Annotated in this window: 12 protein-coding genes, 1 tRNA gene and 1 riboswitch; of the genes, 8 read left to right on the plus strand and 5 right to left on the minus strand. The window is 59.9% G+C overall.

All coding sequences use genetic code 11. The annotated features are described in order from the left end of the window. Nucleotides 1–6: 6 nt before the first annotated feature. Both Q4481_RS11865 and Q4481_RS11870 read right to left on the minus strand, forming a co-directional pair. Complete coding sequence (locus Q4481_RS11865) at nucleotides 7–1,575, minus strand: ABC transporter permease (protein ID WP_304376602.1); 1,569 nt, start codon at nucleotides 1,573–1,575, stop codon at nucleotides 7–9. Between the two features lie 220 nt (nucleotides 1,576–1,795). After that, nucleotides 1,796–5,386 carry a PAS domain-containing sensor histidine kinase gene (locus Q4481_RS11870; protein WP_304376553.1) on the minus strand — a complete coding sequence of 1,197 codons (3,591 nt, stop codon included), beginning with the start codon at nucleotides 5,384–5,386 and terminating at the stop codon, nucleotides 1,796–1,798. A 241-nt stretch (nucleotides 5,387–5,627) separates the two neighbouring features. On the opposite strand from Q4481_RS11870, the gene Q4481_RS11875 reads away from it, so the two are divergent. Next, nucleotides 5,628–6,080 carry a phasin gene (locus Q4481_RS11875; RefSeq protein ID WP_304376554.1) on the plus strand — a complete coding sequence of 151 codons (453 nt, stop codon included), beginning with the start codon at nucleotides 5,628–5,630 and terminating at the stop codon, nucleotides 6,078–6,080. Nucleotides 6,081–6,254: 174 nt separating this feature from the next. Further along, a tRNA-His gene (locus tag Q4481_RS11880) sits at nucleotides 6,255–6,331 on the plus strand. A gap of 60 nt (nucleotides 6,332–6,391) precedes the next feature. Here Q4481_RS11880 and Q4481_RS11885 read toward each other — a convergent pair. Continuing rightward, on the minus strand, nucleotides 6,392–7,300 hold the full coding sequence (locus tag Q4481_RS11885; RefSeq protein ID WP_304376555.1) for a LysR family transcriptional regulator: 909 nt from the start codon (nucleotides 7,298–7,300) through the stop codon (nucleotides 6,392–6,394). A gap of 73 nt (nucleotides 7,301–7,373) precedes the next feature. Here Q4481_RS11885 and Q4481_RS11890 point away from each other — a divergent pair, with 73 nt between their 5' ends. From Q4481_RS11890 to Q4481_RS11910, 5 genes are all read left to right on the plus strand, one after another. Then, complete coding sequence (locus Q4481_RS11890) at nucleotides 7,374–8,051, plus strand: NADPH-dependent F420 reductase (RefSeq protein ID WP_304376556.1); 678 nt, start codon at nucleotides 7,374–7,376, stop codon at nucleotides 8,049–8,051. A gap of 140 nt (nucleotides 8,052–8,191) precedes the next feature. Next, a complete protein-coding gene (locus Q4481_RS11895; protein WP_304376557.1) occupies nucleotides 8,192–8,929 on the plus strand; it encodes a type 1 glutamine amidotransferase domain-containing protein in 738 nt (245 codons plus the stop codon). Between the two features lie 88 nt (nucleotides 8,930–9,017). Further along, a complete protein-coding gene (locus tag Q4481_RS11900) occupies nucleotides 9,018–9,995 on the plus strand; it encodes a low temperature requirement protein A (protein ID WP_304376558.1) in 978 nt (325 codons plus the stop codon). 102 nt (nucleotides 9,996–10,097) lie between these two features. Continuing rightward, nucleotides 10,098–10,574, plus strand: coding sequence for a VOC family protein (locus tag Q4481_RS11905; RefSeq protein WP_304376559.1), 477 nt, complete (start codon nucleotides 10,098–10,100; stop codon nucleotides 10,572–10,574). A gap of 94 nt (nucleotides 10,575–10,668) precedes the next feature. Beyond that, nucleotides 10,669–11,151 carry a winged helix-turn-helix transcriptional regulator gene (locus Q4481_RS11910; protein WP_304376560.1) on the plus strand — a complete coding sequence of 161 codons (483 nt, stop codon included), beginning with the start codon at nucleotides 10,669–10,671 and terminating at the stop codon, nucleotides 11,149–11,151. Nucleotides 11,152–11,188: 37 nt separating this feature from the next. Here the strand turns inward: Q4481_RS11910 and Q4481_RS11915 are convergent, their stop codons facing one another. Further along, nucleotides 11,189–12,373, minus strand: coding sequence for an O-succinylhomoserine sulfhydrylase (locus tag Q4481_RS11915; protein WP_304376561.1), 1,185 nt, complete (start codon nucleotides 12,371–12,373; stop codon nucleotides 11,189–11,191). A 45-nt stretch (nucleotides 12,374–12,418) separates the two neighbouring features. After that, nucleotides 12,419–12,497: riboswitch (SAM riboswitch) on the minus strand. Between the two features lie 45 nt (nucleotides 12,498–12,542). Here Q4481_RS11915 and Q4481_RS11920 point away from each other — a divergent pair. Beyond that, nucleotides 12,543–13,658 carry a 2'-deoxycytidine 5'-triphosphate deaminase gene (locus Q4481_RS11920; RefSeq protein WP_304376562.1) on the plus strand — a complete coding sequence of 372 codons (1,116 nt, stop codon included), beginning with the start codon at nucleotides 12,543–12,545 and terminating at the stop codon, nucleotides 13,656–13,658. Nucleotides 13,659–13,697: 39 nt separating this feature from the next. Here the strand turns inward: Q4481_RS11920 and Q4481_RS11925 are convergent, their stop codons facing one another. After that, nucleotides 13,698–14,531 carry an SDR family NAD(P)-dependent oxidoreductase gene (locus tag Q4481_RS11925; RefSeq protein ID WP_304376563.1) on the minus strand — a complete coding sequence of 278 codons (834 nt, stop codon included), beginning with the start codon at nucleotides 14,529–14,531 and terminating at the stop codon, nucleotides 13,698–13,700. Between the last annotated feature and the right edge of the window lie 151 nt (nucleotides 14,532–14,682).

Here is a 14,682-nt window from a genome sequence, read left to right on the forward strand (position 1 = left end):
GGCGGCCTAGCGACCTTTTTCCAGTGACCTCAAGACAATCATCACCGGAATGAGCCCGGCCAGGATGATGATCATGGCCGGCACAGAGGCATCCTCGACCTTTGCGCGGGACGCGTCCTCATAGACGAGCGTGGCCAGCGTATTGAAGTTGAACGGCCTGAGCAGCATCGTGGCCGACAGTTCCTTGATCGTTTCGATGAAGACCAGAAGGGCCGCCGTCAGCACTGCCGGGCGCATGGACGGGACAAGAATGGTCCAGAGTGTCTGGCTACTTGTGCGGCCGAGCGTACGCGACGCATGGTCGAGATTGACGGGCAGTTTCTGGAAGCCTGCTTCCACCGTTCCTTCCGCCATGGTGAGAAACCGCACGGTGAGTGCGAAAACGATGGCAAACATCGTGCCTGACAAAAGCAGGCCAAGCCGCAAACCGAAGACATCGCGCAGAAACGCGGAAACGAGATTGTCGATCCCCGCAAGCGGGATCAGCACACCGATTGCCAGTACGGTTCCCGGGATACCGTAGCCGAATGCCGCAATCCTCGCGGCAATGCCGGTCGCGCGGTTGCGACCCAAGCGAGCCGAATATGCAAGCAGGAAGGCAAAGCCGACCGAGATGATTGCCGTCGCACAACCGACCAGCACCGTGTTGCCGAGCGCATTCCACAAGGCGGGCGACCCGAAGAGGTCGAGACGCTTGATCGCATAGCTCGACAACATCAGAAACGGCATCAGGAATCCGCCGATCACAGGTGCGAGGCACGCAAGCGTCATCAGCCAGCCCCAGCCTTTTGCCGGGCGAACACGGGTGCTGTCGATCAGCGCCTGGGCGGCTTTGCCGGTATGAAACCGCTGCCGGTGACGTGCATGGCGCTCTATGACGATCAGGGCGCCGATGAAGACGAGCATGAAGGAAGCAATTTGCGCCGCCCCGGCCAGACTGCCGCGATTGAGCCAGGTGTCGTAGATGGCGAATGTAAGCGTGTTGACGCCAAGATATTCGACCGCACCGATGTCGTTCAGCGTCTCCATGCCCACCAGCGTCAAGCCGGCGGCGATCGCCGGTCGCGCCATCGGCAATTGCACGGTGAAGAAAACCCTCATTGGCGATGCGCCCAGGGTCCGGGCAACATCGGCCGCTGAACGCCCCTGCAGCAGGAACAGCGAACGGCAGGAAAGATAGACATAGGGATAGAGCACCGACCCCATGATGAAGACGGCGCCGGATGTCGTGCGGATATCGGGAAACCAGTAATCCCGCGCCGAGTGGAAGCCGAAGACGGTTCGCAGGAGGCTCTGCAGTGGGCCGGCATAATCGAACACCTCGCCGGCGGCATAGGCGGCAAGATAGGTCGGCATCGCCAGCGGAAGAACCAAAGCGACTGTGAGGATACGCCGGAACGGAAAATCGAAGGCCACCGTCAGCCAGGCGGTGAGGATGCCGGTGATGCCTGTCGCCAGCGAAATCAGCACCATGAGCGTCAATGTCCGCCCAAGCGCGCGCGGCAGGACCGTCTCGACAAGATGCGGCAGATCATCCGTGCCGGCCGTTACGCCCATCCAGAGAATGGCGGCCATCGGCAGCGCAATCAAGAAGGATACCGAGATCACAGCGATCTGCAACAGAGGAGACCGCCACCGGCGAAGGGGCTGCGGGCTCACCGCAAAGGCTTGGCTTGCTTGATCTGGCAACGCTCTCGTCCGGCTTCATGTTCTCGGCGCCTAAGCCATTCGCCCCGGCGCCGACCACCCATCAATCGCGGGTAAAGTTGAGCATCATGCTCTAATATCACCAGCCTCAATTCGCAAGAACGCGCTGCGGCGGGAAGGTGATTTCCACCAGCGTTCCCTCGTTGGGCGCGGAATGGATCGAGAAGAGCGCCCGATTGGCTTCCGTCATGGCCTTGGTCAGGGGCAAGCCGAGCCCGGTTCCATCACCACGCTTGCGACTGCCCGGAGAAACCTGGCCGAAGGGCTTCATCGCCTGTTCAAGCTCGGCCCGCGACATGCCGACACCGGTATCGCGGATCTTCAGCGACACGGATCCCGACGGTTCGTAGGCCGTCGACACCACGATCTGTCCACCCGGCTGGGTGAAACGGATCGCGTTGGCCAGAATGTTGATCGCGATCTGCTTCACCGATCGCAGATCGGCCACTACGTTCGGGACGGACTGCGACAACGAGGTGCGCACGATCACCCGCTGGGTATTGGCCTGCGGCTGCAGGAGCGACACTGCCTCGGAAATGCAGTCGTTGAGGCCGACGGCAACGAAATCGAGATCCATCTCGCCGGCTTCGATTTTCGAAATGTCGAGAAGGTCATTGACAATATCAAGCACATGCCGCCCCGACCGACCGATATCGGCAGCATATTCGACATAACGGGCATGCCCCGCCGGACCGAAATGCTCGCTGGCGATCATGTCGGAGAAGCCGATGATCGCGTTCAGCGGCGTGCGGATCTCATGGCTCACGCGGGCCAGGAAATCGCTCTTGTGCTGGTTGGCCGTTTCCGCAGAACGCTTGGCAGCGCGCAATTCCTCCTCGGAACGCTTCCACTGGGTGATATCGCGGATCACGGCACAATAGCTGTCCGATCCCGGCATCCGCCCCATGGTCATGAACATCGGGATAAAGCCGCCCGAAGCCTCGCGGCCAATCACCTCACGGCCATCGTTGAGCACGCTGGCCACGCCATGGCCGGCCAGGCCCGCGAGATAATCCTGCACCGCACGCTGGCTCTCATGGGCAAAGAGCATGGCAAAGGGCCGGCCGTTGATTTCGGCATCGTCATAGTTGAACAGCGCACTGGCGGAACGGTTCATCGAGCGGATACGCCCTTCGGTATCGAGCAGGACGACGCCATCCGTTGCCGTTTCGAGGATCGAGCGCAACTCGTCGACCTCGACCGAGAGTGCCGCCAGACGTCTGCGATCGGCGCCATCATCGACGACTGGTTTGGCAACCGACGGGATCGGCACAAGTGCCAGAAGCAGGGCCGCCACACCCTCGTAACGGATTGATTGCAGCCGCGCCGACACCGGCGACTGGGTTCCATCGGCACGAATGAGATAAACGCCCGCCTCTTCGCCCTCGCGGCGCAGGATAAGCGCATCCAGACCTCCGGCAGCTTGGAGCGCTGCAATCCCGTCATAACCCGTCAGCCGGCGGAATTCCGCATTCACCGCAATCAGATCATCGCCGGCGTGAATGAGAATGGCGAGCGGCACCATATCGATCGAAGCAGCCGTCAGGCCGCGCTCCCGGTCCGAGAGGTCGATGACATCGGCGTCAGTGGCGGAATGCGCGGTTTGCTCTGCCTCACCTTCTTCGGTGGAAGGACCGGGCTGCTCTTCGTCAGATGCCGAAACGGGAGCGGCCTCGACCTCCTCCATCACGGAGACAAAATCATCATCCTGCTCGAAATCGCCATCAACCTCATCGCCATCCTCGAAAGGACGACCCACCGTCTCAAGCTGGCGCGCGATCTCACGGAACGCGGCCTGTTCGGCCTGGCTCAGACCGTCACGCGCCTTGGCGCGGCGCTCTTCAAGCAGCACGACCTTTTCGGAGAGGCCGGGCACCAGAGGCGGCACCTCGTTTGTCGCGGCGAATACCGGAACTTCGCCAGCAAAAGGATCTGGCGTATCCGCCATAACGTCTTCATCAGGCCGGGCATGATCGAAACCGGAATCACCCGCCATCTGTTCGCCATCGTCAGCCACAGGCTCTTCTTCGGTCGCGATCGATGCATTGACCACCGGTTCACCATCGCCTGTAATGTCGAAAGCCTCGGAAGCCTCTCCGCCCGTTACAGCCGCGATCGACAGGCCTATAGCGCGGTTGTCGATTTCCGCGTCGTTGACGCGAATTATGCCGAAACCGCGGAACCCGTCGAATTCGCGATTGCGCGAATAGGTCGGCAGCGCCGCCAGATCGACCGGAACCATCAGGTTGGTGCCTTCGATCGGCCAGCGGATGGTCCGGCCAGACCAGGTGTCGCGTCGTTCCAGAAGACCGCGGATCTCTCCGTTCGGATCGAACCCATAATCTTCGGCAAGCAACGCAAAGCTCTTGCCATTGATATCACCGCTCACCGGCCCCACAGTGCGGGCGAATTCCGGCGACACTTCGGAAAAGCGACCGTCCGCACCGAGTTTCCAGACAAACCGGATCGGCCGGTTCTGCGGCTCGAACCGGAACGGTTCGCTTGTGAGCGGGCTTTCCGCATCGATCGTCTCATGTGCTTGCGGCGCCGTCGCGGCCGCATCGGCAATGATGTCCGCTGCCGTCTCCGTCACGTCTTCGGCTTGAGCGACGGGTTCGAATGGCTCATCCGCGACGGCTTCGTCAGCGGCAACCATCTCGGCCGATGCATCATCCTCGCGCTGAACTGCATGACTTACCACATCGTCCAGAACATCATCGGCCTGCGGTGCCTCGCCCTGAATGTCAGAGTCCGGAAACGCATCGGTTTCCTCGGCAACGGGTTCCGCCGTCATGCCGTCGGCCGCCACCTCGGAGACCAGGGTCTCCGGCAATTCAATCACGTCTGCGGCAGCATCGGCTGGCAGCGCTTCAACGATGTCGACTTGGTCGGTGACCACACTATTCCATTCAGGGATGCTCTCGACAACCGGATGATCCTCAGGTTCAGCAAGCGCGAACACCGGTTCGGCAGGTGCGGAAATCGCATCCGCCTCGGGAGGATCCATCAGGCCAAGCACGGTTTCGACACAGAACATCAGGTTGAGCGACGGCTGATCGGACAGTTTGCCGATCGCAGCCGGAAGATAGCCCGCACCCGAAGGGATCGGCCGCTTGATCAGACGATCGGCATCCCGATCGGCAGCCACGATCAGGCTTTTCGCAGTCGCCTCGGAAATGCCGAGCGTTGCAAAGCGCGGCGAAGCGGCCAGAACACGACCTTCTCCATCAAGCACGGCCATGTGCGTATCGGGGTCATCGAACCCTTCGAGCATGGCGGAATAGCGGTGCTCAGGATTGTTTCCTCCCGCCGCCATCGGTGCCGAAAACATGATCACAGTCTCGCCCGGCCGGATGGCAATGCGGCTCACTTCAGCTGGCGTCGTTGTGCTGCGGAAGCCGGAGGCCACGCGCATGGCAAAGCCCAGCCGATCTCCGACGCCGGCCAGTTGACCGACGGCCGAGGAAAGCTGGCGGAACGCCACCCCGTTCCTGTCGGGTCCATTGTCCAGCAGGTCATAGATAAACTTTTCGCCAAACAGTTTCGCCCCGCGACCATTGGCCCAGAGCACGTCGTTCATGTCCTCGGAGAACAGCACGATCGCCTCACCGGCCGCAAAACGTTCGCGAACATCCGGATGCACGGCTATGTCGATGAATGGGTATTGCACCTGGGGCATGGCGGACCTGAAAACGCGGAACCTGAACAAACGTCAACTGCCGCATTCGCGCGATCGTTAACGCATTCTTAATACTCCTTCGCCGCACGGCGGTCCAGAACGGCACGGGACCTATCGCTGCGAAGGGTTAATCATGCTGCATCGCATTATTATGTTGCGCTGCACAATAAACCGTGCTATAAGAATAATCACAGTGATTAATTTGGCGTCCCAACCCATCGCCCTATCGAGAGGTAATAGCATGTCCACGTTCAAGACCGATGACGTTTTCTCCTTCTCCAGCTTCGACCCGAGCAAGTTCACCGAGAGCTTCAAGGAATTCGCCGAAAAGGGTTCCTTGAAGACCAAGGAAACGCTCGCCAAGGTCAAGGAAGCCACCGAAGAAGCCTCCAAGACGGTTGAAGCCACCGTGCAGAACGCTCAGGCGGGCTCGGTCGAGTTCGGCCTCAAGGCAATCGAAATGCTGCGCACCAACACCGAAAACTCCTTCAGCCATCTTGAAGCCCTGCTCGGCGTGAAGTCCGTTTCCGAACTGTTCGAACTGCAGACCGCTTTCCTGCGCAAGCAGGCCGAGCTCGCTGTCGAACAGGCCAAGGCATTGCAGGAGACCTCCAAGAAGGTTGCCGAAAATGTTTCCAAGCCGGGCAAGGACGCTGCCGAAAAGGCCATGTCGTCCATGAAGCTCAACGGCTGATCGGCAAGACCGCATCGATTTCGGAGGGCCGGTTCATTCCGGCCCTTCGCGTTTCAGGTCCCAGGCAAACTGTGGAATTCGTCTTCGAGACAAAAATCCTGACGAAAGGGCTTGAAAAAAAATCCGTCGCCCCGTATGTGACCCCCACGAATGCGATTTGTCGCAGACAGTCATGCGGTTGTAGCTCAGTTGGTTAGAGCGCAGGATTGTGGCTCCTGAGGTCGGTGGTTCGAATCCACCCAACCGTACCACTCTTTATGCAAAGAATTCAGCCACATTATGCCGCGACGCGGATGCGTCTTGCCGCACAATCACTCCCTCAAGAATTGCAGTAACCAACGCGTCAGCGGATCCTGGTCGTTGCGGCGATGCCAGAACACCGAAACCGGAAAGCGTCGTATATCGAGCGGAGGCTCGGCTACCGCCAACCCGAAGCCGGGCGCGAAATCCCGGGCAATCCGGCTCGGAACGGTTACGATGGCATCGGATGAGGCAACGACCGCAAACGCTGGCAAAAACGAGGGCAGTCCGAGCACGATGCGCCTCGTCCTGCCAAGCGCTTCCAGCCGGTCGTCTACCACCCCGCGCAAATCGCCGCCCGGAGAAACGAGAACATGGTTTGCCGCGCAATAGGCATCCAGTGACAAATCCGGCGCGTCCGGCAGTATTGCCGGTTTTCCGACAACGAGAAACGACTCATCATAGATTTTCTTGCGGATAAGGACGTCCGGCGCCTCCCAGACATAGCCGAGTGCCAGATCTGCCCGCCCATCCACCAGCGCTTCGACCGCCGCGCGACGACCAAGCGGAATCACCGAGAAAGCCAGCTTTGGTGCCAGATGCGCCACACGTTCGACCAACCGTGGCACCAACACGGATTGTTCCGCATCGAGCGCGGCAATGCGAACAACACCTTCCGCCAGTGTCGGCTCGAACGCACGCGCTGACTTGAGAGCCGAACGCAGCGCCGAGACCGCCTGGGCCACTGGCAATTCCAGCGCCAGAGCCGTTGCCGTTGGCTCCATGCCATGAGGCAGGCGAAGGAAAAGCGGATCCCCGAAGACATCCCGCAGGCGCTTCAAGGCCTGACTGATGGCCGATTGCGTGAGGCTGAGTTCGGCCGCGACCAGTGCCGCCTTCCGGTGACGCAGAAGGCCGAGAAACACCAGGAGCAGGCTCAGATCGAGCCTTCTGAGTTGAGAATCACTTAAATCAGACATTAGGCGAATTCGTTTTCTCTACATTCCGCTTCGTCATACCTTACCCGAACGGAAAGCAACAGGGAGAATGTCCATGCGGATCGCAATTATCGGAACGGGCAATGTCGGTTCAGCTATCGCCCATGGCCTTAAGGGCAAGGGACACGAAATGATCATCGGCACGAGAGATCCGGACGCGGCAGAGGCGAAGCAACTGGCGTCGGAAACGGGAAGTCGTTCAGCTCTTCCCGCCGATGCCGCTGCAATGTCGGATGTCATCATTTTTGCCCTGCCCTGGAAAGCGGCCGAAGCGGCAACAAAAGGCCTCGGCGATCTAGTCGGCAAGGTGGTCATCGACTGCATGAACCCTATCGGCATGGTCAATGGTGCTCTTGGCCTCGTCGTCGGCCACACGTCCAGTGGCGGGGAAATGGTGCAGACCTGGCTGCCCGAAGCGCATGTGGTCAAGACGCTCAATCAGGTCGGGGCCGAAATCATGGCGAAGAACGATCATCTGCCCCATCGACCGGCCATGCTGATGGCCGGCAATAGTGAGACAGCGAAAGAAAAGGCTGCAGCCCTGCTCGCCGATCTCGGTTTTGCACCACTCGACGCAGGCGACATCACGAAGTCCCGACTGCTCGAACCCTTCGCCATGGTCTGGATCAATCAGGCTCTCTTTCGCGGCAAGGGCCGCAACTGGGCGTTCGCCGCCGTCGAGGGCCGAGCCCCTCTTCCCGACTATCATGAATTCGGAAACCGCCATGTCTGAAACCGCGACAATTGTCATGCGGCGTCGAGTCAATCCCGGTTGCGAAACGGAATAGGAGGCCTCGCTCTAACCGCTGACAGCACACGCTGCCGAGGCATTTCATTTATCCGAAAAAACAAAACCATCTGAAAGGGCAAACCATGTCTGCTTCCATCGACGTCCACAACAGCAAGAAGGTGCTGCTGATTGCGGCCAATCCCGGAATATCGCCCACGACAGGCTGGCCGATCGGCTTCTGGTGGGCCGAACTAACCCATCCTTACTGGACGTTTTCCGAAGCCGGCTATGAAATCGATATCGTCAGTCCGAAGGGAGGCGATCTCGTGGCCGACGGTTTTTCCGATCCGGACGATGCCTCCGGCTATTCGGCTCACGACATCCTGTCGCTCGGATTCAAGACCTCGCCGACCCATGCAGCCCTTCTTAAGGGAACGCGCGCCATTACAGAGGTCGACCCCGCGAAATACGACGCCATCTTTCTCGCCGGCGGACAATCGCCGATGGTCACCATGATCGATGACGAGGCGCTGCATCGCTTCATCGCTCAGAGTTACGAACGCGGAAAGATCGTCTCGATCGTCTGTCACGGAACCTGCATCTTGCTTAAGATACGGCTTTCGAACGGCGAACTGCTGGTGAATGGCAAGACATGGACGGGCTTCGCCAACAGCGAGGAGCAATTTGCTGACAATTTCGTCGGCAAGCGCATCCAGCCATTCTGGATCGAGGAAGAGGCGCGCAAGATCACCGGCACAAACTTCATCGTCAACAGCATGTTCAAGCCCTTTGCGGTACGTGATGGCAACCTGATCACAGGCCAGCAACAATATTCCGGCGCCGCCGCAGCCGCTCTGGTGGTCGAAGCTCTCGGCCGCTGAAACCATTCTGCAGCCGGGGACACCTGCATCGGTCAGGGTATCATCCCGGGTCTAGCCAGCGCATTGTCAAATAAAGGGAGAGATATCCATGTCGGACACTACGACCCATGCCGAACCCAAGAAGGTGAGTTGGTTCGAACTTTTCTTCGATCTGATTTTCGTTGTGGCGGTGGCGGGCCTGACGTCACGTCTGGCCGAACATTATGATTTCAACGGCTTGCTTTCCTTTGCCTTTCTCTTTCTAGTTTTGTGGTGGCTGTGGCTGGGCAACAGTTTCAATGCCAGTCGGTTCTACAGCGATCGACCGGATCAGCGCCTGATCGGCTTTGTGCAGATCGTTGCGGTGGTCTTCATCGCCTATGGTACGGGCGACGCCTTCGGAAATCGCGCCTGGGCCTTTGCAGGTGGCGTTGGCGCTTTCAAGATCCTGCTCATGATCAACTATCTAAGGGAAATCCACAGGCCTGGTTTGCGTCGTCTCGTAAACCTCTATGCTGCCCTCTATGCGCTCCAAAGCGCATTGTGGCTCCTGTCGATCGCAATGGATCCTTCCGTCCGGGTCTGGATGTGGGCTCTGGCGCTCGGCGTTGATGTGGTCACGCCCTTTATCGTGGCCTCCGAAACGCATCGCGCGCCGCCGCATCCCGAACATCTTCCCGAGCGGTTCGGCCTTTTCACCCTGATCATGCTCGGAGAAATGGTCGCCGCATCCGTCCATGCGCTGGATCATGGCTCCGAACTTCACCTGGATACTCTTGTAGCTGCGCTCCTCGGCGTCGCGATCGGGCTCCTCTACTGGATCGGCTATTTCCGTAGCGCCGATGCGATCGGAGAAAGGCGGGTGCGAGATGCGGCATCGGGGCGTCGCCTCCGCCTGTGGGCCTATGGCCATATTCCCCTCTATCTCGGGATTGGTGGCTCAGGCGCCGGGATCGTCTATCTGTCACATCATTTCGAGTTGACCGGACCGGCTCCCTGGATGTTTGCAGGTTCGATCGTGGCAGCGGTGCTCGGGCTTGGGCTGATCCGGAGCGCCAGCGTCCGCAGAGTTGAGGAAGCGGCGTGACGGTCGTTCCGGGATGACTTCGCCGCGTCCGTCGGGTCGATTGACACCAACGGGCTCGACGCTTATTTAGTCATTCGTTCAATCAGCTTCCGGGAGGATTCTATGGCTGACCCATTGATTGCCGTGACGCCGCACCATTTCTGCATCAGCGTCCCCGATCGCGAAGCTGCGATCGAGTGGTGGCAACGGGTTTTCGGTTTCGAGCACGAATTCTCCTTCGAAATCGCCCACATATCGGCCAGAGGCGCTTTCATCCGCCTCGGCGGCATGCGTCTGGAACTGTTCGAGATTGCCGGTTCTGCGGCAGTGCCCGAGGAACGTCGTCTCCCCAACACGGACCTCAAGACGCAGGGCATGAAGCATTTCTGTTTTGCCGTGGAGGATACACAGGCGACTGCAGAAACACTCCATGCGGCCGGGATCGAGATCGTGGGCATCGCCCGTGGAAAGGGCAAGCCGATGTCGCGGGAGGAAGACCCTCACCTGACGGGCGACCGGCAACCGGCAACCGCGATCTTCATCACCGACCCCTGGGGCACTTTGATCGAGATCCTCAATCGTTCCGATTTCCCGGCTTGACCGTCTCTCATCGGCATTCTTGCGATGACAACCGATAGCCTCTAGATCTTTCATCGCCGGATCAGGCGGTGACCATGGATCAGGGGAGCGTCCATTGAACTTCGATCTCGAAGGCAAGCGCCGGAACATTGAAAAAACACTGGCACAGCGCGAAGACCGGGAGGAGGTCTATCGCGCACTGGGGGACCTCGCCGAACGCATGTCACGATCGCGCCATGATCGCGATGCGCCGGTTCGCGAGATCATGGCCAGGCTGGGTGACCGCTGGAGCCCGCTGATCCTCGTCATTCTCGAAACCGGGACCTACCGTTACGCCGAGTTGCGCCGTCTCGTCTGCATTCTCGCATCCGAGCAGAACATTTCCCAACGCATGCTGACCTTGAGATTGCGGGCGCTTGAGCGCGACGGCCTGGTGGTTCGGACCGTGACCCCAACGGTTCCTCCGCGCACGGACTATGCGCTTACCCCACTCGGACAGGAGCTGCAGAAGCTCATGAACATGCTAATCGGCTGGATCAGCAGCCATGAGGCGGATATCGAGGCGGCTCGCAGCCGCTTCGAACGTCAGGACGATTGACCCCGGCCACGGATCGCAGCCGGGGTCGAATAAAGTTTTAGCTGGCCAGGCCCGATAGAGCCCTGTCGAAATCTTCGATCAGATCGTCGCAATCTTCGATCCCGGCGGAAAGGCGAAGGATACCGGGCGTGATCCCCAGTTCGGCGCGGGCTTCATCCGACAGGTTCTTGTGCGTCGTGGTGGCCGGATGGGTGATCAGGCTCTTGGCGTCGCCGAGATTGTTGGAGATCGTCACCACGTCAAGCGCGTTCTGCACCGCGAAGGCAGCGCTCTTGCCACCCTTGAGTTCGAAGGCGACGAGCGTGGATCCACCCGTCATCTGTTTGGCAATGATATCGGCCTGCGGATGATCCTTGCGGCCCGGATAGACAACCTTGGCGACAGCCTTGTGCGACGCGAGGAAATCGGCAATCTTTGCGGCGTTTTCGGTCTGCTGTTTGATGCGCAGAGCCATGGTTTCCAGTCCCTTCAAAAGCACCCAGGCATTGAAGGGAGACATGGCCGGTCCGGTATGCCGGAAATAGTCGTGCAGATTTTCATCGATCCATTGCTTGTCGGACAGAACGACGCCACCCAGGCAGCGACCCTGTCCATCGATATGCTTGGTCGCAGAATAGACGACCACATGGGCGCCGAGTTCGAGTGGCTTCTGGAACAGCGGCGTCGCAAACACATTGTCGACCACGACCTTGGCACCGATCTGGTTCGCGAGCTTGGCAACACCGATCAGATCCACCACCTCAAGCGTGGGGTTGGTGGGGCTTTCAAGGAAGAAGACCTTCGTGTTGGGGCGAATGGCGCGCTCCCAGTTGGCAAGGTCCTTGCCATCGATCAGCGTGCATTCGATGCCATATCTCGGCGCCAGCGTTTCCACCACCCAACGGCAGGAACCGAAAAGCGCCCGCGCCGCCACGATGTGGTCGCCGGCCTTGAGTTGAGAGAGAATGGCCGCACTGACGGCTGCCATGCCCGAAGCCGTGGCGCGCGCATCTTCTGCGCCTTCGAGCAGGCACATCCGCTTTTCGAACATGTCATTGGTCGGACTGCCGTAGCGCGCATAGATGAAACCATCGGCCTCACCCTTGAAGCGCGCCTCGGCGGCTTCGGATGTCTCATAGGCAAAACCCTGCGTCAGGAAGATCGCCTCGGACATTTCGCCGAACTGCGAACGCAGAGTGCCACCATGGACGAGTTTGGTCGCAGGCCGCCAATTTTTGGTCATTTCCGGTCACCTCAAATACAAAAACCGGCCGCAAAAGCAGGCCGGTTTCCACTGAACCCGGCCTTTTTAGCTACTTGTTTTACGTGGCTGCAAGCCGGCCGGCCAAATCACCACGGGATAGAGGCGACATAGCTGATCTCGGCGCTTGCGTCAATCATTCCACCTTCCTATGGTTCCCCCGCGGGAGACATCTATGGCTGGAATTTTGGCAGACCGCGCCATCAGGGCGCTTTTTGAAGAGGGGCGCCTGGCGTCCGAAAAGCCGCTGGATGCGGATCAGATCCAGCCGGCAAGTCTGGATCTGCGATTGGGTGCGCGCGCCTTCCGCGTCCGCGCCTCCTTTCTGCCCGGTCCCAATCGCCGCGTGGCCGACAAGCTGTCGCGCCACAGCCTGCATGTGATCGATCTTTCGGAAGGTGCGGTTCTCGAGACCGGCTGCGTCTACATCGTGCCCCTTTTGGAAAGTCTCGACCTGCCGAATGGACTGTCGGCTTCGACCAATCCGAAAAGCTCGACCGGTCGGCTAGACATCTTCACACGCGTGATCACCGATTATGCGCAGGAGTTCGACAAGGTACCGGCCGGCTACAAGGGTCCGCTTTACCTGGAAATCTCGCCCAAAACCTTCCCGGTCGTCGTCCGTCGCGGCTCGCGGCTGTCGCAGATCCGCTTTCGCGATGGCCAGTCGCTTTTGCGGGAAGATGAAATGCTGGCGCTTCACCTCGCGGAAACGCTGGTGGCGGCAGAAAGCCCGGTTATTTCCGGCTCCTCGATCGCGCTCTCGATCGATCTTGTCGGCAGCGGTTCGGATGGGTTGGTCGGTTATCGTGGCAAGCGCCATTCCGCCGTCATCGATGTCGACGTCAAGGCCGCCCACGACATCTATGACTTCTGGGAGCCGCTCTATAGCCGCGGCCGCAACGAGTTGATCCTCGATCCCAACGAATTCTATATCCTCGTCAGCCGCGAGGCCGTGCATGTGCCGCCGCTCTATGCCGCGGAAATGGTACCGTTCGACCCTCTGGTCGGCGAGTTCCGCGTTCACTATGCCGGTTTCTTCGACCCCGGCTTCGGCCATGCCAGCGCAGGCGGCGCCGGCGCGCGCGCCGTTCTCGAAGTCCGCAGCCACGATGTGCCCTTCATTCTCGACCATGGCCAGATCATCGGCCGGCTGGTCTATGAGCATATGCAGGAAGCGCCGCAGGCCCTTTACGGCACGGTTCTGGGATCGAATTACCAGGCCCAGGGCCTGAAACTCTCCAAGCATTTCAAGACCGGGGACTGATACCAAGCACGGACCCGCCGGGTCCCGGCAGCAGACCGATCAGACCTGATCGGGTGCTGCCTTCTTGCCGAGGGCGCGATAGCCGGCGATATCCGGCACATGCGACGTCAGACCGCCATCGCAGACGATCAGTTCGCCGTTGATGTTGCGCGCCGCATCAGACGCCAGGAACGCGACCAGTTCGGCGAGATCGTCCGGTTCCCCCATCTGGTCCCGCAGCGTTTCCTTTTCAACAAGCGTCCGGACGGCCTCCGGGAAGACGCGCCGCACCGCCGGCGTCAAGGTCAGGCCAGGCGCAACCGAATTGGCACGGATACCATCTGGACCATGCGCGGCCGCGATGTTGCGCACCAACTGGATCAGCGCCGCCTTGGAGGTCGAATAGGCATTCTGGACGATATGACCCTGCAAGGCGAGGCTCGACGTCATCGTCACGATTGCCCCCCTTCCCTGCGCCAGCATATGGGGCAGCACTTCCCGGCTGGCAATCATGGTGCCGCGCACATTCACCCGGAACACCCGGTCCCAGAGTGCGGTATCCATATGGAGAATGTCGTGATCATTCTGCCCGACCTCGGGAGAAAGATCGGCAGCGTTGTTGTGCAGGATATCGATCCGACCGAACCGGTCGATCGTCTCGGCAACCATGCGCTTGATCGATGCTTCATCGCCAAGGTCGAACTGGATGGCCAACGCAGTCGCGCCGGTCGCTGCCAGCTCTGCCTCAACGGATCTCGCCGCTACAAGAATGTAATCCGCCAGAACCACTTTCGCGCCGCGCGCCGCCATCAGGCGTGCGGTGGCACTGCCCAGTCCGCCTCCGGCCCCGGTGATGATGGCAACCTGATTTTCGAGCGACAACCGTCCGAGCATGCTCTTCCTCCCCTGTTTCCCTTGGGTTAGCGGGCCCTCGGCGACCCGGCAAGAAGGCACATTTTTGTGCGTCGTGACCTGAGACCCAAATTCCCTCCAGTTTTCGGGAGAGTCTCGGGTTTCTAATCTGGCCTCATGCGGCCTGTTTTTC

It is taken from the genome of Fluviirhizobium alvei (genome assembly GCF_030551875.1).
GTDB classification, from domain to species: Bacteria; Pseudomonadota; Alphaproteobacteria; order Rhizobiales; family Rhizobiaceae; genus Rhizobium_E; species Rhizobium_E alvei.